We start from the raw sequence: 24,974 nt of genomic DNA, 5'->3' as shown, positions 1-24,974 counted from the left end.
TGCGGTGCGCGGCGGCAGACTGTCGAAGTGACGACAGTGCACGAACTCGCCGACGAAGCCCTCGAGCTGATCGCTGCCGCTGATCCGCTGAACGAACTGCTCGTGGATCTGCCCAGTACGCGGGACCGCCTCAACGACTTGTCCGAAGCGACCGAGCGCGCGCTGCGCGAGCGCGCGGCCGCGATCATCGCCGCTGCAGGCCGCATCGAGGCCACCGGGGACGACCGGATCACGCTCGGTGTCGTGGTGCAGCAGGCCGAATCCGTGATCACCCGGATCGATTCCCGGATCGTCGAGCACACGGTGCACGACAGCGAGACCTCGCCGCTGGGCAAGCTGCTGATGGTGCTGGCCAGCACGCGCCCGAGCGACCCGCGGCAGGAGCAGGACTTCCTGACCCGCCTCGCGGCGATCCCCGAGTTCCTGGCCCAGGGGGCAGAACGCCTCCGGCTCGGCGTTTCCGCTGGTCGGTTGCCGATCGCGCGCGCGGTGCGGGAGGCCGTCAAGCACCTGGACGCGCACCTGGCCGCGCCGGAGTCCGACCCGCTGCACCTGGTCCCGATGGAAGCCGCGGCCAAGCGCGACGAGCTGCTCGCGGGTGTGGTGCGCCCGGCCTTCGCCGCGTACCGCGACGTGCTGCGCGACGAGGTCCAGGAGCACGCGCGCCCGGACGAGCGCGCGGGGTTGTGCTGGTTGCCGGACGGCGCGGCGACCTACGCGGCACAGGCCCGGATGCACACCACGACCGACCGCACCCCGGAAGAACTGCACCGGACCGGGATCGACATGGTCGCGGAACTCGCCGAGGAGTACGCGGAGATCGGCTCGCGGCTCTTCGGGCTGCGCACCGCCGCCGAGGTCCAGCAGCGGATGCGCACCGACCCCGCGCTGCGCTGGTCCGACGGGCAGGAGCTGCTGGACGCCGCCAGGGCGGCGATCGAGCGGGCGGAGAGCGCGGCACCGGAGTGGTTCGGCACCCTGCCCGCCCAGCACTGCCAGGTGGAACCGGTCCCGGCGGAGCTGGCCCCCAGCGCCCCCGTGGCGTACTACCTGGCTGGTCCGCCCGACGGCTCCCGCCCCGGCACCTACTTCGCCAACACCCACCTCGCCGAGCAGCGCCCGCGCTTCCTCGCCGAGGCGACCGCGTTCCACGAGGCCGTGCCCGGCCACCACTTCCAGGTCACCCTCGCCCAGGAGCTGACCGGGGTGCCGGAGATCCGGCAGTACGCCTGGGTCAACTCCTACGCCGAGGGCTGGGGCCTGTACGCCGAGCGCTTCGCCGACGAGGCCGGGTGGTACACCGACGACCTCGCCCGCCTGGGCATGCTCGCCTCGGACTCGCTCCGGGCGGCGCGGCTGGTGGTGGACACCGGCCTGCACGCCTTCGGCTGGACCCGGCAGCAGGCCGTGGACTACCTGCGCGAGCACACCGTGCTGCCCGAGGTCGACGTCCAGTCCGAGACCGACCGCTACCTGGAGATGCCGGGGCAGGCGCTGTCCTACATGGTCGGCAGGCTGGAGTTCCAGCGGCTGCGCGAGCGCGCCCGGGCCGCGCTGGGCGAGGACTTCGACCTGCGCGCCTTCCACGACGTGGTGCTGGGCAGCGGTGCCCTCCCGATGCCGGTCCTGGACCTGCTGGTCGCCGACTGGACCGGCTAGCTCGTGGTGGCGAGGGTGAAGGGCAGCACGGCGGGCGCCCCGGCCTGGCGGAGCAGCCGGCTGACCACCGTGACGGTCCACCCCGTGTCGGCGTAGTCGTCCATCAGCAGCACCGGACCGTCCAGTGTGGACAACTTGGTGGCGAGCTCCTCCGGGACCTTGAACTGCGACCACAGCGACGCGACGCGCTGGGCGCTGTTGGTGGCGCTGCGCGGGGTGGTGGCCGGGTTGGTCAGCACCTCACCGAGCAGCGGCAGGCGCCCGATGCCCGCGATCCGCTCGGCCAGGCTGCGCACCAGCACCGGTCGCGTCCGCGACCCCAGCGCCACCACGCCGACGGGGCGCTGCGCCCAGTCCCAGGCGGCCAGCACCTTGATCGCCGCCTGGAACAGGTCGTCCGGCAGCTCCTGGTCCGGGGCGCCGGTGGCGAGCAGCTCGCGGAGCCGGTTGCCCCAGCCGATGTCGGTGAGCCGACCGACCGCCCGGCCGGTGCTCGCCTGCTCGTCGGCGGGCAGCTTGCCGGACAGCGGAACGCCCAGCGCGTCCATCCCGCTGGGCCACATCTTGCGCGGCGACACCTCGACGCCAGGCCTGCGCAGCCGCTCCTCCGCCTGCTGCACCGCCTGGTCGTCGACGTCGCCGGAGTAGCCGGAGCCGGTGCAGTTGTCGCAGCGCCCGCACGGCGCGGCCTGCGGGTCGTCGAGCTGGCGGCGCAGGAACTCCATGCGGCACGAGGACGTGGCGAGGTAGTCGAGCATCGCCTGCTGCTCGGCCCTGCGCTCGGCGGCGATGCGCTGGTAGCGCTCGGCGTCGTAGTGCCAGGGCTCGCCGGTGGGCTCCCAGCCGCCCTTGACGCGGCGCACCGCGCCGTCGACGTCGAGGACCTTGAGCACCATCTCCAGCCGACTGCGGCCCAGCTCCACGTGCGGTTCCAGCGCGGCCGTCGACATCTTCCCGTGCTGCGCCAGCGCGTCGAGCACCGCGCGCACGGTGGGCTCCGGCGGGAACGCCAGCGAGGCGAAGTAACTCCAGATGTCGCGGTCCTCCGGCCCGGGCAGCAGCAAGACCTCCGCCCGCTGCACGCCACGACCGGCGCGGCCGATCTGCTGGTAGTAGGCGATGGGGGAGGACGGCGCGCCGAGGTGCACGACGAACCCGAGGTCGGGCTTGTCGAAGCCCATGCCCAGCGCGGAGGTCGCCACCAGCGCCTTGACCCGGTTGGCCAGCAGGTCGGCCTCGGCCTGCTCCCGCTCGGCCGGATCGGTGCGGCCCGAGTAGGAGGCGACCTGGTAGCCCTGGTCCCGCAGGTAGGCGGAGATCTCCTCGGTGGCGGCCACGGTCAGCGTGTAGATGATCCCGGAACCCGGCAGCTCCCGGAGGTGGCTGGCCAGCCACCCCAGCCGCGCCTCGGCACTGGGCAGCCGCACCACGCCCAGCCGCAGGCTCTCCCGGTCCAGGCTGCCGCGCAGCACCAGGGTCTCCTGCGGGTCGGTGTGCTCGCCGCCGACGCCGAGCTGGTCGGCGACGTCCTGCACCACGCGGTCGTTGGCGGTGGCGGTGGTGGCCAGCACCGGCACGCCCTCGGGCAGCTCGGTCAGCAGGGTCCGCAGCCGCCGGTAGTCCGGGCGGAAGTCGTGACCCCAGTCGGAGATGCAGTGCGCTTCGTCGACCACCAGCAACCCGGCGTCCTGGGTCAGCTGGGGCAGGATGGTGTCCCGGAAGTCGGGGTTGTTCAGCCGCTCCGGGCTGACCAGCAGCACGTCCACCTCACCGGCGGCGACCCGCTCCTCGACGTCGGCCCACTCCTCCGGGTTGGCCGAGTTGATCGTCGCGGCGTGCACGTCGGCGGCGGCTGCGGCCTCCACCTGGTTGCGCATCAGCGCCAGCAGCGGGGAGACGATGACGGTCGGGCCCTCGCCGAGCTCGCGCAGCAGCGCGGTGGCGATGAAGTACACGGCCGACTTGCCCCAGCCGGTGCGCTGCACGACCAGCGCGCGGCGGCGCTCCAGCACCAGGGCGCGGATCGCGCTCCACTGGTCCTCGCGCAGTGCCGCCTCGGGCCCGGCCAGCGCGCGGAGTCGTTCGTCGGCGAGTTCGCGAAGCGCGTGTTCGTCCACGCCCCGATTCCTACCGGACGACCCTGACGTGCGTCGTCCGGGGGCTGGGACGGTGCGAAATCCGGTGCTGGTCCGGTCGCCGAACGGATTAGTCTGGGGCGGTGACCACGACCACGACCACAGGTAAGGCGTCCGGCGAGCAGCTGCGGGACCAGGTCCGCGACGCGGCGCGCCGGGCGAAGCGAGCGGCCGCGGAGCTCGCGCTGGCCACCCGCAGCACCAAGGACGCGCTTTTGCACGCGATGGCCGACGCGCTGGTGCGGCGGGCCCCGGAGGTGCTCGCCGCCAACGAGCTCGACGTGGCCCGCGGACGCGAGTCAGGCATGTCGGAGGGCCTGATCGACCGGCTGGGCCTGAGCACCGAGCGCGTCGAGGCGATGGCCGACGGCCTGCGCACGGTGGCCGGGCTGCCGGACCCGGTCGGTGAGGTAATGCGCGGCAGCGTGCTGCCCAACGGCCTGCAGCTGCAGCAGGTCCGGGTGCCGCTGGGCGTGGTCGGGATCGTCTACGAGGGGCGCCCCAACGTCACGGTGGACGCGGCCGGGCTCACCCTCAAGGCGGGCAACGCGGTGCTGCTGCGCGGCTCGTCGTCGGCGGAGAACTCCAACACCGCGCTGGTCGGGATCCTCACCGACGTGGTCGTCGAGCACGGGTTGCCCGCCGATTCGGTGCAGTTGCTGCCGTGCCACGACCGGGCTTCGGTGCAGCACCTGATCACCGCGCGCGGCCTGGTGGACGTGGTGATCCCGCGCGGCGGGGCCGGGCTGATCGCGGCCGTGGTGGAGAACGCGACGGTGCCCGCGATCGAGACCGGGGTGGGCAACTGCCACGTCTACGTCGACGCGAGCGCCGACATCGACACCGCGCTACGGATCCTGCTCAACGCCAAGGCCCGGCGCACCAGCGTGTGCAACGCCGCGGAGACGTTCCTGGTGCACCAGGCGATCGCGGCCGAGTTCCTGCCGCGCGCCATCGCCGAGCTGGGCGGTGCGGGTGTGACCGTGCACGGGGACGAGCAGGTGGTGGCCGTCGGCGGTGCGAACGTGGTGCCCGCGACCGACGAGGACTGGGACACCGAGTTCCTGTCCGCGGACATCGCCGCCGCCGTGGTGGGGTCGCTGCCCGCCGCGGTCGAGCACATCCGCGAGCACGGTTCCGGGCACACCGAGGCCATCGTGACCAGCGACGTCCGCGCCGCTCGGCAGTTCACCGCGCAGGTCGACGCGGCCGCGGTCATGGTCAACGCCTCCACCGCGTTCACCGACGGCGGCGAGTTCGGGATGGGCGCGGAGATCGGCATCTCGACGCAGAAGCTGCACGCCAGGGGGCCGATGGGGCTGCCGGAGCTGACCTCGACCAAGTGGCTGGCCTTCGGCGACGGGCACGTGCGGCCGGGCAGCGCCCCGGCGGGCCCGAGCTCCTGCCCGGGGAGCTGAGTTGACCGGGGGCCCGCGCCGCAAGCGGGACTCGGCCGCCACCAAGGAAGCGCTGCTGCAGGCCGCGTCGGCGTTGTTCGCCGAGCGCGGCTTCAGCGCGACGACGGTGCGCGACGTCGCGACGCGGGCCGGGGTCAACCAGGCACTGCTGTTCCGCTACTTCGGCTCCAAGCAGGAACTCTTCGCCGCGGTGCTCGACCACAACAGCACCGAGCTGATCGCCGGGCAGCCGCCCGAGGGGCTCCCGCGCCGCATCCTCGACGGCCTGCTGTCGGCCGACCAGCTCAGCGGGGAGGAGCATCCGATCGCCGCGATGCTGCGCTCCTACAGCGACGAGCGCGCCGCGCACGTGCTCCGCGAGGAGCTCGGGGCCCGCTACACCGCCGGGCTGGCGGAGCTGACCGACGCCGAGGACGCCGAGCTGCGCGCGGACCTGGTGCTGGCGTGGTTGTTCGGGATCGGGATGGTCCGGTCGGTGCTGGGCAAGAGCCCGCTGGCGCAGGCCGATCCGGACGCCGTGGCGCGGCACGTCACGCGGGGGATCTCGGTGCTGCTGGAACGGACGGACCTTCCGGACGAAAGGTGATCGGTAGGTGCGGGTAACCGGGGGTCTGCGTACCGTGGAGACGAAGGTGTAAGCACTCGCTTACAACTAGTCCACCGGGAGCTGTGCATGACCACCACGGAGCCGAGGACCTACCCGTTCAGCGAAGCTGACAAGCTCCAGCTCGACCCCCTCTACGCCCAGTTGCGCAAGCAGGAACCGCTCACCCGGATCCAGCTGCCCTACGGCGACACCGCGTGGCTGGCGACCCGCTACGAAGACGCCAAGGTCGTCCTGGGCGACCCGCGGTTCAGCCGGGCCGCGGTGCTGCACCACGACGAGCCGAGGATGCGGCCCAACACGCCGAACGGCGGGCTGCTGTCCATGGACCCGCCCGAGCACACCCGCCTGCGCAAGCTCGTCGCCAAGGCCTTCACCGCGCGCCGCGTGGAGAAGCTGCGCCCGCGCACCGAGGAGATCGCCAACGGCCTCGTCGACGAGATGCTGCGGGGTGGCGCCCCGGCCGACCTGGTCGAGGACTTCGCGCTGCCGCTGCCGATCACCGTCATCTGCGAGCTGCTCGGCGTGCCCTACGACGATCGCGGGGACTTCCGGGTGTGGTCGGACGCGTTCCTGTCCACGACCAAGCTCACCCCCGAGCAGGTCACCGACTACATGGACCGGATGTTCGACTACATCGCCGGGCTGATCGCCGTGCGCCGCGCGGAACCGGCCGACGACCTGCTCAGCGCGTTGATCGAGGCCCGCGACGAGCAGGACAAGCTCTCCGAGGACGAGCTGGTCCGGCTGGCGGCCGGGATCCTGGTGGCGGGGCACGAGACGACCGCCACCCAGATCCCGAACTTCGTCTACGTCCTGCTGACCCACCCCGAGCAGCTGGCCGCGCTGCGCGCGGACCTGGACGGGATCCCGCAGGCGGTCGAGGAGCTGATGCGCTTCGTGCCGCTGGGCAGCGGCGCCGGGTTCCCCCGGTACGCCACCGAGGACGTCGAGCTGGGCGGTGTGCTGGTCCGGGCGGGGGAGCCGGTCATGGTCAGCACCTCCGCCGCCAACCGCGACGAGTCGGTGTTCAGCGACCCGGAGCTGCTCGACCTGACCCGCCAGGAGGCCACGCACATCGGGTTCGGCCACGGCCCGCACCACTGCCTGGGCGCCCAGCTCGCACGGATGGAGCTGCAGGTCGCGCTGCGCACGCTGCTGACCCGACTGCCGGGGCTGCGCTTCGCGACCACCGCCGAGGACGTGGAGTGGAAGAGCGGGATGCTCGTCCGCGGGCCCCAGAAGATGCTGCTGTCGTGGCAAGGTGTCGAGTGATCTCGCTCATGACGGGAAGAGGTGGCGAATGAGCTGGTCGATCGAGATCGACGCGAACACCTGCATCGGCAGTGGCATGTGCGCCGGCGTGGCACCGGACCACTTCGAGCTGGTGGACGGCTACGCGTGCGCGAAGCAGGCGCAGGTGGAACCGGCCGACGAGGTGGTGGACGCGGCCGAGTCCTGCCCGGTCGAGGCGATCCTGGTGAAGGACGCGGACACGGGCCGGGTGGTTGCCCCGGAAGAGTGACGCAGGACACGTCCGGGGTCGCGTCATGGCCGCCGAGGCGCGGGGTCACACCGGTGCGCGCCTGGAAAACGGCAGCGCCCGTGACCCGAGGTGGGCCCCCAGCCGCCGAGGGTCGCGCAGGGCCGCGGGGCCCGGCTCAGGGGGGAGCTTGGGCCGGGCTCCGCGGTCGGCGGGGCCGCGCGGTCTGGCCTGGGCAGGGGAGGCCCAGCCCGGACCACGCGGTTGATGAGGGCGTGGGGCCCGGCCCGGCGGGGGGCGGGGTCGGGCCTCGCGGTTGCGGTGCGATCCTCGACACTCCGCGACGCCCCGGCGAGCGCGCCGAGGAGGTGACTTCCTAGGCTTGGCAGCTATGTCTCGTCGCCGGATCGGGGTCATGGGTGGCACCTTCGATCCCATTCACCACGGTCACCTGGTGGCCGCCAGCGAGGTGCAGGCCCAGTTCGGCCTGGAGCAGGTGGTCTTCGTGCCGACCGGGCAGCCGTGGCAGAAGAGCCACGAGGCGGTCAGCCCGGCCGAGGACCGCTATCTGATGACGGTGATCGCCACCGCGTCCAACCCGCGCTTCCTGGTCAGCCGGGTCGACGTCGACCGCGCGGGCCCGACCTACACCGCGGACACCCTCACCGACCTGCACGCCGAGTACCCGGACGCGGACCTGTACTTCATCACCGGCGCCGACGCGCTGGAGCAGATCCTGTCCTGGCACCGGGTCGAGGAGCTGTTCGACCTGGCGCACTTCATCGGCGTGACCCGCCCGGGCTACTCGCTCAACGGCGCCCACCTCCCGGCTGGCGCGGTGTCCCTGGTGGAGATCCCGGCGATGGCGATCTCGTCCACGGGCTGCCGGGACCGCGTCCGCGCCGGACTCCCGGTCTGGTACCTGGTCCCGGACGGCATCGTCCAGTACATCTCCAAACGGGGCCTCTACCGCGAACTCACCCCCGAGTGGGGCCCGTAGCCCGCGTCCTCAGCGGCCGCGACGACCCGCTCCCGGGTGCGCTCGACGGCCGCCAGCAGCTCCGGGCTGGCCTTCGTTCCGGTCGAGGCCGCGGAGCAGCGCCTGGTCGACGCGGGCTGCACTGGCTCGTCACCGGCTGGGGCTCCGTACCCTCCTGGCCGTGGAACGACTGCGCTACCGCTTGATCACCGGTCCGGACGATGCCGAGTTCTGCCGCCGGATCAGCGCGCTGCTGGAGGAGGGGTACGTCCTGCACGGCCCGCCGACGCTGACCTGGGACGGAAAGACCGTGGTCGCCGGGCAGGCCGTGGTCCTGCCCACCGGCCAGGACTGACCGGAGTGGCGTTCGCCTCCGCGCGTCGCCGCCGGTGGCTGCGCTGTGGTGCGGACCACGCCCGCCGGGAATGGCGGACGAGGCGGTCGGCGTTGGTGCCAGGTGGTCCGTCCTGGCGCGCTGCGGGCTGGCCTTATCCTCTACCCGGCGTGGGTCGCACACCGGGCCCACCTCGAGAGGAGTGACGTGGCAGCCACCGAGAACGCTCGCCGACTGGCTCTGATCGCGGCGCAGGCCGCGGCGGACAAGAAGGCCACCGACGTGGTCCTGCTGGATGTCTCCGAGCAGCTGGTCATCACCGACTGCTTCCTGATCGCCTCGGCGCCCAACGAGCGGCAGGTCGAGGCGATCGTCGACGCGATCGAGGAGAAGGTGCGCGAGGCCGGCACCAAGCCGGTGCGCCGTGAGGGCGCGCGCGAGGGCCGGTGGGTCCTGCTGGACTTCGTCGACCTCGTGGTGCACGTCCAGCACGCCGAGGAGCGCTCCTTCTACCAGCTGGAGAAGCTGTGGAAGGACTGCCCGCGCATCGAGTTCGTGGACCAGAACGCGCCGTCGGACGCAGCGGAGTGAGCCTCGACCGGTTGGTGCTCTGGCGGCACGGCGAAACCGACTACAACGCGGCCGGGCGGCTGCAGGGACACCTGGACAGCGCGCTCACCGAGACCGGTCGGCAGCAGGCCCGGCGCGCGGCGCCGCGGATCGCCCAGTTCGCGCCGGACACCGCGATCAGCTCGGACCTGAACCGCGCGCGCACCACGGCGGAAGCGTTCGCCGAGGTCAGCGGGATGCCGGTGCGGTTGGACAAGCGGCTGCGCGAGACGCACCTGGGGGAGTGGCAGGGTCTCAGCGGGGCCGAGGTCGAGCACGGCTGGCCCGGGGCGTTGGCCACCTGGCGGTCGAGCCCGACCTGGGCGCCGCCGGGCGGGGAGACCCGCATCGAGGTGGCCGAGCGCGCCGCGGAGGTGGTCGAGGAGCTCGACCACGAGCACCACGGCACCGCGCTGCTGTGCGCGCACGGCGGGCTGATCACGGCGTTGACCGCCAAGCTGGTCGGGCTCCCGCTGGAGCTGTGGCCGGGCCTGGGCGGCATCGGCAACTGCCACTGGGTGGTGCTCAAGCGGCGCACCGGCACCCACTGGCGGCTGATGGCCTACAACGCCGGGGCCTTCTCCGCGGACTGACCTCCCGCCGCTGGTCGGCCCCAACTCCTCGATGCGCATGCCGGTCGCCGGGCGGGCTGCCCGTGCCCGGAAAAGCGAGGTTTGACCGCTCCGGGCGAGCGCTGATCGGGTTCGCGGCGCGACGTCGTAGGGTTGCGGTGTGCCCATTGCAGTCGTCACCGATTCGACGGCGTACCTGCCGCCGGGATATGCCGAGCGGTACGCGGTGCGGACCGTTCCCCTGCACGTCAGCGTGGACGGGGCGGCGGCGGTCGACGAGTCGGCCTTCGGGCCGGACGACTTGGCGGGGGCCTTCGCGCGCAAGCACCGCGTGACCACGGCGGGCGCGACGCCGCAGGAGTTGGCGCGCACCTTCCGGGCGGCCCTCGACGAGGGCGCCGACGGCGTGGTGGCGGTTCACCTGTCGCGGCAGCTCTCGGGCACGTGGGACGCGGCGCGGCTGGCCGCTCGCGAGGTCGACGCCGACCGGGTGCGGGTCGTCGACTCGCGCTCCGCCGCTATGGGGTTGGGCTTCTCGGTGCTGGCCGCGGCCGAGGTGGCGAACTCGGGTGCGGACCTGGACGAAGTCGTGCGCACCGCGACCGCCACCGCGGAGCGCACCACCACCCTGTTCTCGGTGCAGACGCTCGAGTATCTGCGGCGCGGTGGCCGGATCGGCACGGCAGCCGCCGTGCTGGGCACGGCGTTGGCCATCAAGCCGCTGCTGCACGTCCACGACGGGCGGATCGACGCGCTGGAGAAGGTGCGGACGACCACGCGGGCGATGTCCCGGCTGGTGGAGATCTCCTCGTCGGCGGCGGGTTCCGGGGCGGCGGCCATCGCGGTCCACCACCTGGCCGCGCCGGAGCGCGCGGAGCAGCTGGCGAGCCGGATCCGCGCGCACCTCGGCGCGGTGGCGGACTGCGTGGTCTCGGAGGTGGGCGCGGTGATCGGGGCGCACATCGGGCCTGGCGCGGTGGGGGTCGTGGTTCTCCCGAACGGGTGGCGTTCGGCCGACTGAGAACCTTTCGGTGGGCGGATTCCACACCATCGTGCTGAATCTTCGTCCACAGTGGTCCTGGTCGCGAAAAAAGGGGCTGCGCAACGGGATTCGCGTGATCTAACTTTGTCGTCATGTTCGACGCACGAGCTATCCGCGCCACAGGCGGGCCTGACGAAGCACTCGACCCGCGCAGCAGGCTGCAGGCCCTGCGCCGACACGCCGACCGCGACGACGCGGTGGAGCGTGCCGGTCCTGATTACTCCGCAACACCACCGGAACCGGTGCCGCGCACGCGCCGGTTCGCGGAGCGGTGGCTGCCCGAGTCCTTGCTGAGGTCCAGAGTGGACCCCGGCCGGACCGGTGTGCTCGCGATCGCCCTGCTGGCCGCCGTCCTGCTGCTCGGCATGGCCGCGATGGCGTGGACCTCCAGGTCCGCCGCCGAGCCGGCCCCGCCACCCGTCCTGCCCCCGCCGCCGCTCCCAGCGGCCACCACGTCCGCGCCCGAACTCGTGGTCAGCGTCGTCGGCCGGGTCAACCGCCCCGGCCTGGTCACGGTCGAGCCCGGCAGTCGGGTCGCCGACGCGGTCGAGGCGGCCGGTGGCGTGCTGCCGGACACCGACCTGACCGGGCTCAACCTCGCCCGCCGGCTGTCCGACGGCGAGCAGCTGCACGTCGCCGTGCCGGTGCCGCCGCAGGCCCAGTCCGGGCAGACCGGCGACGGCAAGGTCGACCTGAACACCGCAACGGAGGAGCAACTCGATGAACTCCCAGGCATCGGCGAGGTCACCGCCAAGCGGATCGTGCGGTGGCGCACCGAGCACGGCCGGTTCGACTCGGTGGAGCAGCTGCGGGAGGTCGGCGGGATCGGCAGGTCCCGCTTCGCCCGGCTGCGGGAGTTGGTGCGGGTGTGAGCACCGGGTTCGACCTCCGGCTGGCGCCGACCGCGGCTGCGGTCTGGGCGGTCACGTTGCTCGGCCTGCTGGCCGGGTGGGGCGTGGTGGCGCTGACGGCGGTGTGCGCGCTGCTGGCGGCCCCGGTGCTGTGGCCTGCCACGAGGCGCCGGGCCTGGGCGAGGGGAACGCTGGTGGTCCTCCTGCTGGCAGGCGTCGCCGCGGCCGGGATGGCAGTCCGGGGCCACCACGCCGAGCACCACCCGGTCCGGGAGGCGGCCCACCACGGCGAGCGGGTGACGGCACGGGTGACCCTGACCAGCGCACCAGTTCCGCTGCGCGGCGCGTCCTTCGGGGCGCGGCGAGCGCAGGACCGCGCTCTGGTCCGGGCCGAGCTGGAAACGGCTGACCTCATCGGGCGGCACGTGCGCGCGAGCGGTTCGGTGGTGCTGCTGGTGCCGACCGAGCAGTGGCGTGACCTCATAGCCGGGCAGCAGGTGACGGTGCGGGGCAAGGCTGCACCGCCGCGCTCGGGCGAGCTGACGATCGCTGCGCTGCAGGTGTTCGGGGCGCCCACCGAGGTCGGCCCACCGCCGGGCTGGCAGCGAGCTGCCGCGGACCTGCGCGACGGGCTGCGTCGCACGGCGGCCGCCGAGCTGGGCCCCGCTGCCGCAGGACTGCTGCCCGGCCTGGTCGTCGGTGACACCGGCGCGCTGCCGCCGGAGGTGGAGCAGGACTTCGACACCGCGGGCCTCACGCACCTCATGGCGGTTTCGGGGGCCAACTTGGCGATCGTGTGCGGTGCCGTGCTCGTCGTGCTGCACCTGGTCGGCGCGGGGCCGCTGCTGTCGGCGCTCGGGGCTGGCGCGGCGCTCGTCGGGTTCGTCGTCCTGGCGGGTCCGGAGCCGAGCGTGCTGCGCGCGGCGGCGATGGGCGCGATCACGCTGCTGGCGTTGGTGCTGGGCAGGCGGCGTTCCGCGCTGCCGGTGCTGTCGGCCAGCGTGATCGGCTTGCTGCTGCTGATGCCGGAGCTGGCCACGAGCCCGGGCTTCGCCCTGTCCGTCGCGGCGACGGCCGGGCTGGTCGTGCTGGCCCCGGCGTGGGCGGCAGCCTTGCGGAGCCGGGGTGTCCCGGTCGGCGTGGCGGAGGCCATCGCGGTCCCGCTGGCAGCGCACGTCGTGACCGCTCCGCTGATCGCGGCGCTGTCCGGCACGGTCAGCCTCGTCGCGGTACCCGCGAACCTGCTGGCCGGTCCGGTCGTCGCACCGGCGACCGTGTTCGGCGTGCTGGCAACGGTGGTCGCGCCGTTGTCCGGTTGGCTGGCGGGCGCGTTCTGCTGGCTGGCCGCGCCCGAGCTGGAGTGGCTGGTGCTGGTCGCCGACCGGGCAGCAGCGGTGCCCGGCGGGGCCTTCGACTGGCTGCCCGGGACCACCGGCGGACTGCTGCTGGCGGGGCTGGTCGCCGTTGGTCTGGTCGCGTTGCGCGGCAAGCGGTTCCGCGTCCTGGCGTCGGTGGGCCTGCTGCTCGCGGTGCTCGTGCTGGTGCCGGTGCGCAGCGCGGTGTCCGGCTGGCCCGCGCCCGGCTGGAGCATGGTCGTCTGCGACGTCGGCCAGGGGGACGGGCTCGTGCTCGCCACCGGGCGCCCGGGGGAAGCAGTGGTGGTTGACACCGGCCCCGACCTCCGGCGGGCGGCAGCGTGCCTGGACCGACTCGGAGTGCGCCGCGTCCCGCTGGTCGTGCTGACGCACCTGCACGCCGATCACGTCAGCGGGCTCACCGGGCTGCTGGGCGAGTTCGCGGTCGGTGCGGTGGCGGTGGGGCCGCTGCGGGAGCCGGAGTGGGCGATGCGGCAGGTGCTGCGGGACACCCGGGCGCACCGGGTGCCGGTCGTGCCGATGCAGTCCGGGCAGCGGGTGCGCTGGCCGGGCCTGGTGCTGGACGTGCTGGCACCGGATCCGGCGTCGACCCGGTCGCAGACGGCCGAGGACGCCAACGACGCCTCGATCGTGCTGCTGGCGACCACCCCGGCCGGGCGGCTGCTGCTCACCGGCGACATCGAGCTGCCCGCCCAGGGGCGCCTCATGGCCGCCGGGCTGGACCTGCGGGCCGACGTGCTCAAGGTCCCGCACCACGGATCCCGGTACACCACACCGAGATTGCTGAGCGCGGTGCGGCCGCGGACGGCGCTGATCAGCGTCGGCGACGGCAACAGCTACGGGCACCCCAGCCCGTTCGTGGTGGACCTGCTCACCCGCGGCGGCGCGGAAGTGCTGCGCACCGACCAGGAAGGAGACATCGCGATCCTGCCCGGCCCACGAGGTCCGCGGCACGTCTCACGCGGAGATCCGCTGCGCGCGGTGGACCGCTGAACTCCAGTCCCTTGTAGACGGTACGTGCGCGGTGCCGCGAGCAGCACCGCGCACGTCCGGGAAAGCGGGTTACAGGCCCAGGGCCTGGTTGACGGCCTCGGTCGTCGGAGCCACGGTGGCCTTCGGGCCGATCTGGTCCTGGACCGCGTCCAGCGTCTTCAGCCCGTCACCGGTGATCAGCAGGACGGTCTCGGCGTCCGGGTCGATCTTGCCGGTCTCGACGAGCTTCTTCGCGGTGGCCACGGTGACCCCACCGGCGGTCTCGGCGAAAATGCCCTCGGTGCGGGCCAGCAGCCGGATGCCCTCGCGGACCTCGTCGTCGGTGACGTCCTCGATGGCACCACCGGTCTTGCGCACGATGTCCAGCACGTACGGACCGTCGGCGGGCGCGCCGATGGCCAGCGAGCGGGCGATGGTGTCCGGCCGCACCGGCTGCACCACGTCCTGGTCGTTCTTGTACGCGGTGGACACCGGGGAGCAACCGGTGGCCTGCGCGCCGAAGATCCGCACCGGGCTCGGCTCCACCAGGCCGACCTCGCTGAGCTCGTTGAACCCCTTGTGAACCTTGGTCAGCTGCGAGCCGGAGGCGATCGGCACCACGATCTGCTCGGGGATGCGCCAGCCGAGCTGCTCGGCGACCTCGAAGGCCAGGGTCTTGGAACCCTCGGAGTAGTAGGGGCGGACGTTGACGTTGACGAACGCCCAGTCCTCGTGCTCCCCGGCCAGCTCGGTGGCCAGGCGGTTCACGTCGTCGTAGTTGCCGTCGACGGCGAGCAGCGAGCCGTCGTAGACCGCGCTCATCAGAATCTTGGCGCGCTCCAGGGTCTTCGGCACCAGCACCACCGAGTCCCACCCGGCGCGGGCGGCGGCCGCGGCGACCGCGTTGGCCAGGTTGCCGGTCGACGGGCAGGCCAGCACCTTGAACCCGAACTCGCGGGCGGCGGCCAGCGCGACCGCGACCACGCGGTCCTTGAAGGAGTGGGTCGGGTTCCCGGTGTCGTCCTTGATCCAGATCCGCTTGACGCCCAGCGCCTTGGCGAGGTTGTCGGCCCGGATCAGGCGGGTACAGCCGGGGTCGGTGTTCGGGTGCTCCTCGACGTTGGAGGGCACCGGCAGCAGCTGCTTGTAGCGCCAGATCGACCGGGGACCGGCTTCGATGTCCTCGCGGCGGATCCGGGGGAAGTCGTAGGCCACTTCCAGCGGCGAGAAGTCTTCGAGCGACACGAACTCGGGGGCCAGCGGCTGCCGGTGGCCCTCTTCCTTGGACACCAGTTCGACGGCGTTGCCGAGGTCGAAGGTCGTGTTCGTGCGCTGGGCAGCAGCGGTCATCGCGAGGTCCTCTCCTCATCTGTCCCGCGGACGGGTCGGAATTGGCACCGCTTTCGCCGGAGACCTCGCGCTGAACATCACGATTCACCGGGCGAACGGTTGCCGGGGCTTCATCGGGCCGTTCCCTCTGCCCCTCTGGATGAGCTATTCGGTTGTGCTCGCAACGCTAATGGATCGCGCCGCGTTCTGGCCAGGCCGATCCAGATGCCGGGATCGTCACGGGTGCGTGGGACCATGCCTGCATGAGTTCACCGGCCGTGGTCACCGATCCGCTGCACTTGGTCCTCGGCGACGAGGAACTGCTGGTGGAACGTGCGCTGTGGGCGGCCGTCGGAGCGGCCCGCGCGGCGGACCCGGAAGCGGAGCTGCGCCGGGTGAAGGTGAGCGAACTCACCCCTCCGGAGCTCGCCGAGATGCTCAGCCCGTCGCTGTTCGCGGAGGGCCGGGTGCTGGCCGTGGAGTCCGCGCAGGACGCGGGCAAGGAGATCGCCGAAGCCCTGCTCTCGCACGCCAAGCAGCCGGTCGACGGCGTGACGCTCGTGGTCGTGCACTCCGGTGGCGGGCGGTCCAAGCACGCGAAGGAGTTGCCCAACGCGCTGCGCAAGCTGGGCGCGCGCGTCACCGAGTGCAACAAGATCACCAAACCCGCCGAGCGGGAGTCGTTCGTCCGCGACGAGGTCCGCCGGGCGGGCGGCAAGGCGGACGCGGCGGCGGTGGCCGCGCTGATCGAGACCGTCGGTTCGGACCTGCGCGAGCTCTCCGCGGCAGCGACCCAGCTGGTCGCCGACACCGGGGGCAAGGTGGACGAGACCGCGGTGCGCCGCTACCACCGGGGCCGCGCCGAGGTCACCGGGTTCGCGGTGGCGGAGAAGGCGGTGACCGGGGACCGCGCGGCCGCCCTGGAGGCGCTGCGCTGGGCGGTGCAGCTCGGTGTGCCGCACGTGCTGATCGCCGATGCGCTGGCGGACTCGGTCCGCACCATCGGCCGGGTCGCCGCTGCCGGTGGTCGCAACGACCCGTTCCGGCTGGCCGGGGAGCTGGGCATGCCCGCGTGGAAGGTGAAGAAGGCGCTGGCGCAGTCCCGGGGCTGGAACCCCAGGAGCCTCGCCGCCGCGCTCCAGGCCGTCGCCGAGGTCAACGCCGGGGTCAAGGGCATGGCCGCCGACGCCACCTACGCGCTGGAGCGCACCGTCCTGCGCCTGGTCGAACTCCGCAACCAGCGCTCCTGAACGGCAAACGGCCCCTTCCCGCCGGGGAAGGGGCCGAAGACCAGGCCGAGCCTCAGAGCTCGTTGACGCGCTGAGCCAGCGCGGACTTCTTGTTGGCGGCCTGGTTGCGGTGGATCACGCCCTTGCTGGCGGCCTTGTCCAGCGCCTTGCTGGCGGCCCGCTGCAGCTCGATGGCCTTCTCCTTCTCGCCGGCGGCAGCGGCCTCGCGGAACTTGCGGATCGCGGTCTTCAGCGAGGACTTCACGGCCTTGTTGCGCTGCCGGTTCTTCTCGTTGGTCTTGATCCGCTTCATCTGGGACTTGATGTTGGCCACTGGTGCGCCTCTTCCTCGTCGTGACGAATCAGTCGTGCCGCGCTTGATCGGCCCTGCCCGGGGGCAGGTTTCCTCCACGGCGGAACGCCGCACGGCACGGTCGACCATGTTAACAGCCGCGACCTGGGCGGATGTCGGCCGGGCGAGCCGGGGCGAGAGCGATCACATCCGCCTCGGAACCGGCGCGGCAGGCCATAAGGTCGATCCTCGTGCTCGACGCCCTGAACTGGCCCGGTTTCGCCGATCTCACGCTCGCCGGTCTGCTGTTCCTCTGCGCGGCGGCGTTCCTCGCCGGGGCGGTCGACGCGATCGTTGGCGGTGGCGGCCTGATCCAGCTACCCGCCATGCTGCTGCTGATGCCCGGCGGCGAGGTGATCTACTCGTTGGCCACCAACAAGGTCGCGGCGATCGCGGGCACCTCGGCAGCGGCCCGCACCTACGCCAAGCGCACCCCGATCGACTGGCGCGCCGCGCTGCCGATGGCGGTGGTGGCGCTGCTGGGTTCGTTGGGTGGCGCGATGCTCGCCAACGCCCTGCCCTCGCACGTGCTCAACATCGTCGTGCTCGTCGCGCTGGTGGCCGTGGGTTTCTACACCTGGCGCAAGCCCGACCTCGGTTCGGTGGACGCACCGCGCTTCCAGCGCCGCGCGCAGCTGCTCGTGATGCTCGCGGGTGGCGCGGTGATCGGCTTCTGGGACGGCATCGCTGGCCCGGGCACCGGCTCGTTCCTGGTGTTCCTGCTGGTCGGCTTGGTCGGCTTCGCGTTCCTCACTGCTTCGGCCACGGCGAAGGTCGTCAACGTCGCGACCAACATCGGTGCGCTGATCTTCTTCATCCCGGCGGGCAAGGTGCTGTGGGGGCTGGGGATCTTGATGGCGTTGAGCAACATCGCGGGCAGCGTCCTGGGCGCGGTGGTCGCGGCCCGGCGTGGCTCGGGTTTCGTGCGTCGGGTCTTCCTCACCGTGGTCGTCGGCCTCGTGATCAGCCTGGGTTGGAAGCTCGCTGCGGGCGCCTGACGTGCCGCAGCCCACAAGATCCTTCAAACCGCGCGCCGGGGCGGCGTACCATCAGCGCTGGTTGTGCCTAGGGTTCCGCCCCAGCTCCGTCGCAGATCGCCACAACCAGGAGCGCGGGGGACTGGTCCGAGCGGCACCGGCGGTCGCGGAACGGAAGCGGTCGCACATCTGACGGGACAAAAGCCTGGAGGAACCCGGTTGCTGCGCGCCCGCGCGGCACGGAGGGTTCTTCATGAGCTTGGTCGCCGTGCTCCTCGTCGTCGCCGCCGCGTTCGCGCACGCGGGCTGGAACTTCTTCGCCAAGCGCGCCGGATCGGCTGGCCCCGGGTTCGTGTGGCTGACCGCGACCTGCTCGGCTGCTCTCTACCTGCCGGTGGCCGCCGGGGTGCTGCTCTGGCAGGGGGCTCCACCTCTGCGCAGTTGGGTGCTGGGGGTGCTGGTCAGCGCGGTCGTGCACCTGGCCTACTTCCTGATGTTGCAGCGCGGCTACGCCGTCGGTGACATGTCGGTGGTGTACCCGCTGGCCAGGGGCACCGGCCCGATGTTGGCGATGCTGATCGCGGTGCTGGTGCTGGGTGAGCGGCCGGGCTGGCTCGGGGCGGCGGGCGGCCTGCTGGTCATCGCGGGCGTGCTCGTGATCGGGCTGTCCGATGGGGTGCCCCGCTCCGGCGCGAGCTTGGCCGGGGTCGGTTTCGGCGTCCTGACCGGCTCGCTGATCGCGATCTACACGGTGTGGGACGCCTACGCGGTGACCGGCCTGGCGCTGTCCCCGCTGCTGTACGACTGGGCGAACAACCTCGCCAGGTCGGTCCTGCTGGCCCCGTACGCGGTTCGCCGCCGCGCCCAGATCGCCGCGGTCTGGTCCGAGCACCGGGCGTCCGTGCTGGCGGTGGCGCTGCTGTCGCCGCTGGCCTACATCCTGGTGCTGTTCGCGATGCAGCTCGCCCCGGTGAGCCTGGTGGCCCCCGCCCGGGAGCTGAGCATCGTGATCGCGGGCCTGCTGGCTTGGCGCTTCCTCGGTGAGTCCCAACCCGGCCGCCGCATGGCGGGCGCCCTCGTCGTCCTCACCGGGGTGGTCCTGCTCGGCCTCGCCTGACCGGCCCCGCGCTCGGGGACCCGCGAACTCCTGCGGCGGTGCGGTGCACTTCGGCAGGTACTCCCGGGCACTCGCACGGCGCGTGCCATCGGTGCCTGGGCGTGCGATGGCGGAGCCGGGCTTCTCCCGGATGACTCGTTGCGCAACAGCACGAGCACTGCGATGAGCTCGATGCCGAAGTGCAGCGCGCGCATGCGCATAGCCAGCCTGAGGTCGCCCCCGGCTTCGGGGGTGTCCTGGTGATCGCATGCGATGCCGAACCCACCACCTCGCGTGGCTGTGCTACTTCGGGCGGAGCGCGCTGCGAGGACCGGGTGACTCGGCAGTCTGGGGTGCGGGCCGGTAGGAATGGGGCATGGATGTCTTGGCCAGCCGGTTGATCCTCCGGCCCCGCGAGCGGGACCGGTCGGTGCGGTTCTACCGGGACGTGCTCGGACTGGCGATCGCTCGGGAGTTCCCCGGTGGCACGGTGTTCTTCCTCGGCCAGGGGTTCCTGGAGGTCTCCGGCAGCGGTGGGCCCGGCCCCAGCCCGGACCAGGTCCTGTGGGTGCAGGTGCGCGATGTCCGGGCCGAGTTCGCGCAGCTGCGCGAGCGGGGCGTCACCGTGCTGGCCGAGCCCGAGCGCAAGCCGTGGGGCCTGGACGAGGCCTGGATCGCCGACCCGGACGGCATGCGGATCGTGCTGGTGGAGATCCCGGACGACCATCCGCTGCGCATCGACGTCCGCAACCTCTGAGGTCCGCGGGGCACCGTGACCAGCTCTGTTCCGGCTCGCGCGGCCATGCGAGCCGGTCTCCTGCGGCCCCGCCGTCCGGGGCGGGGCCGCAGGGGAGAAGTGGCTACTGGATTTCGGCGATCAGCGCGTCGCGCTTGGCGTCGGGGAGGAACGATGCCCGGAACGAATCCGCGGCGAGCTGGCGCAGCACCGCGTCGTCGAGCTTGAGCGCGTCCTGCAGCGCGACGAAGTTCTCCCCGACGTACCCGCCGAAGTAGGACGGGTCGTCGGAGTTGATCGTCACCAGCAGCCCGGCGTCGAGCAGTCGCGGCAGCGGGTGCTGGGACAGCTCCGGCACGCAGCGCAGCCGGACGTTCGACAGCGGGCAGACCGTCAGCGGCGTGCGGTCGTCGGCGAGGCGCTTGAGCAGCGCGCTGTCCTCGACCGACCGGATGCCGTGGTCGACCCGCTCCACGCCGAGCACGTCGATGGCCTGCCAGACGTACTCCGGCGGCCCCTCCTCACCGGCGTGCGCGACCACGTGCAGACCCGCCTCGCGAGCACGGGCGAACACCGGCTCGAACACCTGCGGCGGGTGGCCCACCTCGGCGGAGTCCAGGCCGACCCCGTCGATCTGCTCCAGGTGCGGCTGCAGGCCCTCCCAGGTCTCCAAGGCCTCCTGCGGGCCGCGGTCGCGCAGGAAGCACGCGATCAACCGGGTGGAGATGCCGAAGCGCTCCTCGCTGTGCCGCAGCGACTCGGTCAGCCCGGCCACGACCGACGACAGCGGGACACCGCGGGAGGCGTGGGCCTGCGGGTCGAAGAAGATCTCCGCGTGCCGGACGCCCTGCTCGCGGGCCTTGGCCAGGTACGCGTCGGTGAGGTCGGTGAAGTCCTGGGCGGTGCGCAACACCGCCATCGCCAGGTAGTAGAGGTCGAGGAACGACTGCAGGTCGTCGAAGACGTACCGGCGGCGCAGGTCGTCCACGGTCTCGAAGGGCAGCGCCACCCCGTTGCGCCGGGCGAGGCTGAACACCAGCTCCGGTTCGATGGTGCCTTCGATGTGCAGGTGCAGCTCGGCCTTGGGCAGCGTCAAGCCCAACGACATCTCGTGATCCTCCAGAACTCTGGTCCGGTACCGGCCGCCCACCGTAACCACCGGTCATCCCGGGCGGACGGCGCGGGCTTGGACCTGCGTGGGGCCCCGGCCGCGCGGCTGCCACGCCCAGACCTGCACGTCGGTGAACCCGGCCGCCCGCACGTCCGCGTCGAGCCCGGCGCGGCCACCGGGCAGCCACTGGCTGTGCGTGGACAGCAGCAGGGTCCCGCCGGGGCGCAGCACGCGGCGCAGCTCGGCGAGCGCCGGGATTCGGTCTGGCCACAACTGCACGTTGTTGACGCTCATCACCACGTCGAACTCAGCATCCGGCTGGCCGGTCGACTCGGCGTCACCGCCCTGCACGGTCACGTTGTCGAGGCCGCTGCACCGGTGCGCCGCGGCGTGCCGCATCTGCTCCGAAGGCTCGACCGCGACCACCTGAGCGGCCTGTCCCGCAGCGGCCCGCAGCCCCACGCCGGGGCCGGGGCCGACCACCAGCACCCGCTCCGCGCCGGACAGCCGGGCCAGGCGCACGACCTGCTGCTCGGTCGCCGCGTTGCGGTGCGCCATCAGCCAGCCGCCCGCAGCACCCAGCAGACCGCGGGGGTGACCGAACGCACGGTCCAGGGCGAACTCCGGAAAACTGCTCATACATCCAGCTCAGCACCGTGCGCGCGGGGCCGGCATCGGGGATGACCCGGAGTTGGACATCGGGCACTGGGCGTGTCATGGGACCATGGGGTGAACCCCCGCACCAGCCGACATCCGCGAGGAACACTGAGTGAGCAGTTTCGCCGACACCACGTTCACGCCCCCGGAGCGGATCCGGAACTTCTGCATCATCGCGCACATCGACCACGGCAAGTCCACGCTGGCCGACCGCATGCTGCAGCTGACCGGCGTGCTGGAGGAACGCGCGTACCGCGCCCAGTACCTCGACCGGATGGACATCGAGCGGGAGCGCGGCATCACGATCAAGGCGCAGAACGTGCGCCTGCCGTGGACCGCGGACGGCGTCGACCACGTGCTGCACATGATCGACACGCCCGGTCACGTCGACTTCACCTACGAGGTCAGCCGCTCGCTGGCCGCGTGCGAGGGCGCGATCCTGCTGGTCGACGCCGCACAGGGCATCGAGGCGCAGACGCTCGCCAACCTGTACCTGGCGATGGAGCACGACCTGCAGATCATCCCGGTGCTCAACAAGATCGACCTGCCCGCCGCGGAGCCGGACAAGTACGCCGCGGAGCTGGCGCACATCATCGGCTGCGAGCCGGAGGACGTGCTGCGCGTGTCGGCCAAGACCGGTGAGGGTGTCGACGCGGTGCTCGACGCGGTCGTGCAGCAGGTCCCGGGGCCGCAGGGCGACGCCGACGCCCCGCCGCGCGCGATGATCTTCGACTCGGTCTACGACACCTACCGCGGCGTGGTCACCTACATCCGCGTGGTGGACGGCAAGATCACCCCGCGGCAGCGGATCCGGATGATGTCCACCGGCGCCACCCACGAGCTGCTGGAAGTCGGCATCATCTCGCCGGAGCCCAAGCCGTCGGCGGGCCTCGGCGTCGGCGAGGTCGGCTACCTGATCACCGGCGTGAAGGACGTCCGCCAGTCCAAGGTCGGTGACACGATCACCGCCGAGCGCAAGGGCGCCGAGGAGCCGCTGAGCGGGTACCGCGAGCCCAAACCGATGGTGTACTCCGGGCTCTACCCGGTGGACGGCAGCGACTACCCGCTGCTGCGCGAGGCGCTGGACAAGCTCCAGCTCAACGACGCCGCGCTGACCTACGAGCCGGAGACCTCCGGCGCGCTGGGCTTCGGCTTCCGCTGCGGGTTCCTCGGGCTGCTGCACCTGGAGATCACCCGCGACCGGCTGGAGCGCGAGTTCAACCTGAACCTGATCTCCACCGCGCCGAACGTGGTCTACGAGGTGGGCATGGAGGACGGCACCGAGCTGACCGTCACCAACCCCTCGGACTGGCCGGAGGGCAAGATCAAGAACGTCTTCGAACCGGTCGCTAAGTGCACCATCATCGCGCCGTCGGAGTTCGTGGGCACGATCATGGAGCTGTGCCAGAGCCGCCGCGGCCAGCTGTCCGGCATGGACTACCTGTCGGAGACCCGCGTCGAGCTGCGCTACACGCTGCCGCTGGCCGAGATCGTGTTCGACTTCTTCGACCAGCTCAAGTCCCGCACCCGCGGCTACGCCTCGATGGACTACGAGGAGTCGGGGATGCAGTCGTCGAACCTGGTCAAGGTCGACATCCTGCTGCAGGGCGAGCCGGTGGACGCCTTCAGCGCGATCGTGCACCGCGACGCCGCCTACACCTACGGCACGAAGATGGCCACGAAGCTGCGCGAGCTCATCCCGCGGCAGCAGTTCGAGGTGCCGATCCAGGCAGCGATCGGTTCGCGGATCATCGCCCGCGAGACGATCCGCGCGATCCGCAAGGATGTGCTCGCCAAGTGCTACGGCGGTGACATCAGCCGGAAGCGCAAGCTGCTGGAGAAGCAGAAGGAGGGCAAGAAGCGGATGAAGACCATCGGGCGGGTCGAGGTCCCGCAGGAGGCCTTCGTCGCCGCGCTGTCCACCGACGAGTCCAAGGACGACAAGGCCAAGGGCAAGAAGTAGCGCCCTCGCCCCGGTGCCTCCTTCCCCTTCTGGGGAGGGAGGCACTTCTCGTTGCTGGGGCTTGAGAGGTGATCCGTCGTGGATCGAGTCGGTCGCTGATCATGCGGGCGAGTGAGGGATCGAACCGGACGGGTGCGTTCGCGGGCGTGCGGTGGCACTGCGACCCAGACTCGGAGCGCACACCTCGAACCCCGAATGGAGACTGAGCAATGCGCTTGCGTTCGTTCGTGCTCGCGATGCTGGCGGCAGCGGGACTCGGCCTGCTGGGCGGAGGCGCGGCCCTCGCCGACGCGGTCCACGACGTAGTCGATGGCACCGTCGCCACGACCGACAGCGTCATCGACCCGGTTCGGAAGCTGGAAGTCACCGTGCTCGGCTGATCGGTCCACTGATCAGCGGCGAAGGCCCCGCACCGCAGCAGGTGCGGGGCCTTCTGTTGGGTCTCGGTGGGACTGGAGGAGGGCCAGGCGGCTGGCAGTCCGGTCGGTGTCGCGGCCGTCGGCCAACGTCCCGGCGATGTCGTGCTCGGCCACCACGTGCAGCGTGGTGTCCCTGTCGCACAGCACATCCACGAGGTTGGCGAATCGCTGCTGCGTCTCGGCGTCGCGGTCGGTCAGCTGCGGTACGCCGGTGACCACCCACGTGTCGAACCGCTCGGCGACCACGAGGTAGTCCTGTGCCGAGGTGGCCGTCGCGCACAGGTCCTCGAAGTCGAACCACACCAGGCCATCCCGCGCGGCCGCGGCGCACAGCGTCCGACCGTTCACCGGGAGCGCGGTGCGCTCGGCCGTGGTGGGGGAGTCGAGCCCTGCGGGAAGTGACGTCGACCAGGTTCCGCTCGCGAAGCCGGTGCCGCTGCGTTGGCCGGTGCGCCGGTAGTCCGGACCGCCGGGGAGCTCGACCACCTCCAGGCGTGCCTGGATGAGTTCGATCGCGGGCCGGAACACCTCGTGGAACAGCGGGTTCGGCAGCAGGTCGGCGGGACGGTAGTTCGAGGTGGTCACGAGCGTGATGCGACGCGCGTGCACGGCGTGCAGCAGGGTGGTGAACAGCCTCGCGTCGCCGGGGTCGTGCACGTGGAACTCGTCGAAGCACAGCAGCCGCAGTCCGCCGAGCAGTTCGGTGAACGCGGCGCCCACGGCGTCCACCTCGCCAGCCGACCGGTGTTGCGCGATGGCCCGGTGCAGTTGGGTGAGGAAGCCGTGGAAGTGCACGCGCAGCTTGCCCGGGGTGGGAGCTGCGGCGAAGAAGGTGTTCACCAGGAAGCTCTTGCCGCGCCCAACCGATCCGTGCAGGTACAGGCCGCGGGGCCGACGGGACCGCTTGGGTAGCGCGGTGCCCAGGTCGGCGAGCTTGTCGGCCACCAGCCGCTGCCCGGCGTCGAGCTCGAAACCGCGTAGCGAGGCGGCCAGGTCGAATTGTTCGCGCAGGTCACCGGACGTGCGGGTGCGGTTGGACAACGGTTGCTCCTCTACATGCACAGAGCCTCT

At 72.0% G+C, this 24,974-nt stretch carries 24 protein-coding genes and 1 riboswitch; of the genes, 18 read left to right on the top strand and 6 right to left on the bottom strand.

Annotated features, from left to right (window positions below; translation table 11 throughout):
• Positions 1 to 27 precede the first annotated feature (27 nt).
• Entirely contained in the window at positions 28 to 1,659 is a 1,632-nt protein-coding gene (locus ABT324_RS14400) for a DUF885 domain-containing protein (RefSeq protein ID WP_351176255.1), read from the top strand.
• Here the strand turns inward: ABT324_RS14400 and ABT324_RS14395 are convergent.
• Positions 1,656 to 3,776, bottom strand: a complete 2,121-nt coding sequence (locus ABT324_RS14395; protein ID WP_351176253.1) for a RecQ family ATP-dependent DNA helicase — start codon at positions 3,774 to 3,776, stop codon at positions 1,656 to 1,658. The genes ABT324_RS14400 and ABT324_RS14395 overlap by 4 nt on opposite strands.
• Before the next feature lie 101 nt (positions 3,777 to 3,877).
• Here ABT324_RS14395 and ABT324_RS14390 point away from each other — a divergent pair, with 101 nt between their 5' ends.
• The 11 genes from ABT324_RS14390 (at position 3,878) to ABT324_RS14340 (ending at position 14,055) form a co-directional block, all read left to right on the top strand.
• Positions 3,878 to 5,212 (top strand): glutamate-5-semialdehyde dehydrogenase, encoded by a 1,335-nt coding sequence (locus tag ABT324_RS14390; RefSeq protein WP_351176251.1) that lies wholly within the window; start codon positions 3,878 to 3,880, stop codon positions 5,210 to 5,212.
• 1 nt (position 5,213) lies between these two features.
• The gene (locus tag ABT324_RS14385) at positions 5,214 to 5,798 is read left to right on the top strand and encodes a TetR/AcrR family transcriptional regulator (protein ID WP_351176249.1); all 585 of its coding nucleotides are present in this window, start codon (positions 5,214 to 5,216) and stop codon (positions 5,796 to 5,798) included.
• A gap of 87 nt (positions 5,799 to 5,885) precedes the next feature.
• A complete protein-coding gene (locus tag ABT324_RS14380) occupies positions 5,886 to 7,091 on the top strand; it encodes a cytochrome P450 (protein WP_351176247.1) in 1,206 nt (401 codons plus the stop codon).
• A gap of 28 nt (positions 7,092 to 7,119) precedes the next feature.
• On the top strand, positions 7,120 to 7,341 hold the full coding sequence (locus tag ABT324_RS14375) for a ferredoxin (RefSeq protein ID WP_351176245.1): 222 nt from the start codon (positions 7,120 to 7,122) through the stop codon (positions 7,339 to 7,341).
• 349 nt (positions 7,342 to 7,690) lie between these two features.
• Entirely contained in the window at positions 7,691 to 8,299 is a 609-nt protein-coding gene (gene nadD, locus ABT324_RS14370; RefSeq protein WP_351176243.1) for a nicotinate-nucleotide adenylyltransferase, read from the top strand.
• A 160-nt stretch (positions 8,300 to 8,459) separates the two neighbouring features.
• Positions 8,460 to 8,633: a DUF1737 domain-containing protein gene (locus ABT324_RS14365; protein ID WP_351176241.1), complete on the top strand. Its 174-nt coding sequence runs from the start codon at positions 8,460 to 8,462 to the stop codon at positions 8,631 to 8,633.
• A gap of 186 nt (positions 8,634 to 8,819) precedes the next feature.
• Entirely contained in the window at positions 8,820 to 9,203 is a 384-nt protein-coding gene (gene rsfS / locus ABT324_RS14360) for a ribosome silencing factor (protein WP_351176239.1), read from the top strand.
• Positions 9,200 to 9,814 carry a histidine phosphatase family protein gene (locus ABT324_RS14355; protein WP_351176237.1) on the top strand — a complete coding sequence of 205 codons (615 nt, stop codon included), beginning with the start codon at positions 9,200 to 9,202 and terminating at the stop codon, positions 9,812 to 9,814. Before rsfS ends, ABT324_RS14355 begins: the two co-directional genes overlap by 4 nt.
• Positions 9,815 to 9,953: 139 nt before the next feature.
• Positions 9,954 to 10,814 carry a DegV family protein gene (locus ABT324_RS14350; RefSeq protein WP_351176235.1) on the top strand — a complete coding sequence of 287 codons (861 nt, stop codon included), beginning with the start codon at positions 9,954 to 9,956 and terminating at the stop codon, positions 10,812 to 10,814.
• A 113-nt stretch (positions 10,815 to 10,927) separates the two neighbouring features.
• Positions 10,928 to 11,707: a ComEA family DNA-binding protein gene (locus tag ABT324_RS14345; protein ID WP_351176233.1), complete on the top strand. Its 780-nt coding sequence runs from the start codon at positions 10,928 to 10,930 to the stop codon at positions 11,705 to 11,707.
• A complete protein-coding gene (locus tag ABT324_RS14340; RefSeq protein ID WP_351176231.1) occupies positions 11,704 to 14,055 on the top strand; it encodes a DNA internalization-related competence protein ComEC/Rec2 in 2,352 nt (783 codons plus the stop codon). Before ABT324_RS14345 ends, ABT324_RS14340 begins: the two co-directional genes overlap by 4 nt.
• A gap of 69 nt (positions 14,056 to 14,124) precedes the next feature.
• Here the strand turns inward: ABT324_RS14340 and thrC are convergent, their stop codons facing one another.
• Positions 14,125 to 15,384: a threonine synthase gene (gene thrC / locus ABT324_RS14335; protein ID WP_351176229.1), complete on the bottom strand. Its 1,260-nt coding sequence runs from the start codon at positions 15,382 to 15,384 to the stop codon at positions 14,125 to 14,127.
• A gap of 12 nt (positions 15,385 to 15,396) precedes the next feature.
• Positions 15,397 to 15,530, bottom strand: a riboswitch (SAM riboswitch).
• Between the two features lie 96 nt (positions 15,531 to 15,626).
• Between thrC and holA the strand changes: the two genes are divergently transcribed.
• Positions 15,627 to 16,613 (top strand): DNA polymerase III subunit delta, encoded by a 987-nt coding sequence (gene holA, locus ABT324_RS14330; RefSeq protein ID WP_351176227.1) that lies wholly within the window; start codon positions 15,627 to 15,629, stop codon positions 16,611 to 16,613.
• A gap of 52 nt (positions 16,614 to 16,665) precedes the next feature.
• On the opposite strand, the gene rpsT is transcribed toward holA, so the two are convergent.
• Positions 16,666 to 16,926, bottom strand: coding sequence for a 30S ribosomal protein S20 (gene rpsT, locus ABT324_RS14325; RefSeq protein WP_351176225.1), 261 nt, complete (start codon positions 16,924 to 16,926; stop codon positions 16,666 to 16,668).
• A gap of 209 nt (positions 16,927 to 17,135) precedes the next feature.
• On the opposite strand from rpsT, the gene ABT324_RS14320 reads away from it, so the two are divergent.
• From ABT324_RS14320 to ABT324_RS14310, 3 genes are all read left to right on the top strand, one after another.
• Positions 17,136 to 17,942 (top strand): sulfite exporter TauE/SafE family protein, encoded by an 807-nt coding sequence (locus ABT324_RS14320; protein WP_351176223.1) that lies wholly within the window; start codon positions 17,136 to 17,138, stop codon positions 17,940 to 17,942.
• A 232-nt stretch (positions 17,943 to 18,174) separates the two neighbouring features.
• Entirely contained in the window at positions 18,175 to 19,038 is an 864-nt protein-coding gene (locus ABT324_RS14315; RefSeq protein ID WP_351176221.1) for an EamA family transporter, read from the top strand.
• Between the two features lie 355 nt (positions 19,039 to 19,393).
• Entirely contained in the window at positions 19,394 to 19,774 is a 381-nt protein-coding gene (locus tag ABT324_RS14310; RefSeq protein WP_351176219.1) for a VOC family protein, read from the top strand.
• A 103-nt stretch (positions 19,775 to 19,877) separates the two neighbouring features.
• On the opposite strand, the gene ABT324_RS14305 is transcribed toward ABT324_RS14310, so the two are convergent.
• The gene (locus ABT324_RS14305) at positions 19,878 to 20,861 is read right to left on the bottom strand and encodes an adenosine deaminase (RefSeq protein WP_351176217.1); all 984 of its coding nucleotides are present in this window, start codon (positions 20,859 to 20,861) and stop codon (positions 19,878 to 19,880) included.
• A gap of 54 nt (positions 20,862 to 20,915) precedes the next feature.
• A complete protein-coding gene (locus ABT324_RS14300; protein ID WP_351176215.1) occupies positions 20,916 to 21,503 on the bottom strand; it encodes a class I SAM-dependent methyltransferase in 588 nt (195 codons plus the stop codon).
• Positions 21,504 to 21,633: 130 nt separating this feature from the next.
• Here ABT324_RS14300 and lepA point away from each other — a divergent pair, with 130 nt between their 5' ends.
• Positions 21,634 to 23,484: a translation elongation factor 4 gene (lepA, locus tag ABT324_RS14295; RefSeq protein WP_351176213.1), complete on the top strand. Its 1,851-nt coding sequence runs from the start codon at positions 21,634 to 21,636 to the stop codon at positions 23,482 to 23,484.
• A gap of 209 nt (positions 23,485 to 23,693) precedes the next feature.
• Positions 23,694 to 23,864, top strand: coding sequence for a hypothetical protein (locus ABT324_RS14290; protein WP_351176211.1), 171 nt, complete (start codon positions 23,694 to 23,696; stop codon positions 23,862 to 23,864).
• 12 nt (positions 23,865 to 23,876) lie between these two features.
• Here the strand turns inward: ABT324_RS14290 and zapE are convergent, their stop codons facing one another.
• Positions 23,877 to 24,944 (bottom strand): cell division protein ZapE, encoded by a 1,068-nt coding sequence (gene zapE, locus ABT324_RS14285; protein WP_351176209.1) that lies wholly within the window; start codon positions 24,942 to 24,944, stop codon positions 23,877 to 23,879.
• Positions 24,945 to 24,974 lie beyond the last annotated feature (30 nt).

It is taken from the genome of Saccharopolyspora sp. NPDC000359, from assembly GCF_040300525.1.
Classification (GTDB): Bacteria; Actinomycetota; Actinomycetes; order Mycobacteriales; family Pseudonocardiaceae; genus Saccharopolyspora.
This window is presented reverse-complemented; position numbering and strand designations above follow the sequence as displayed.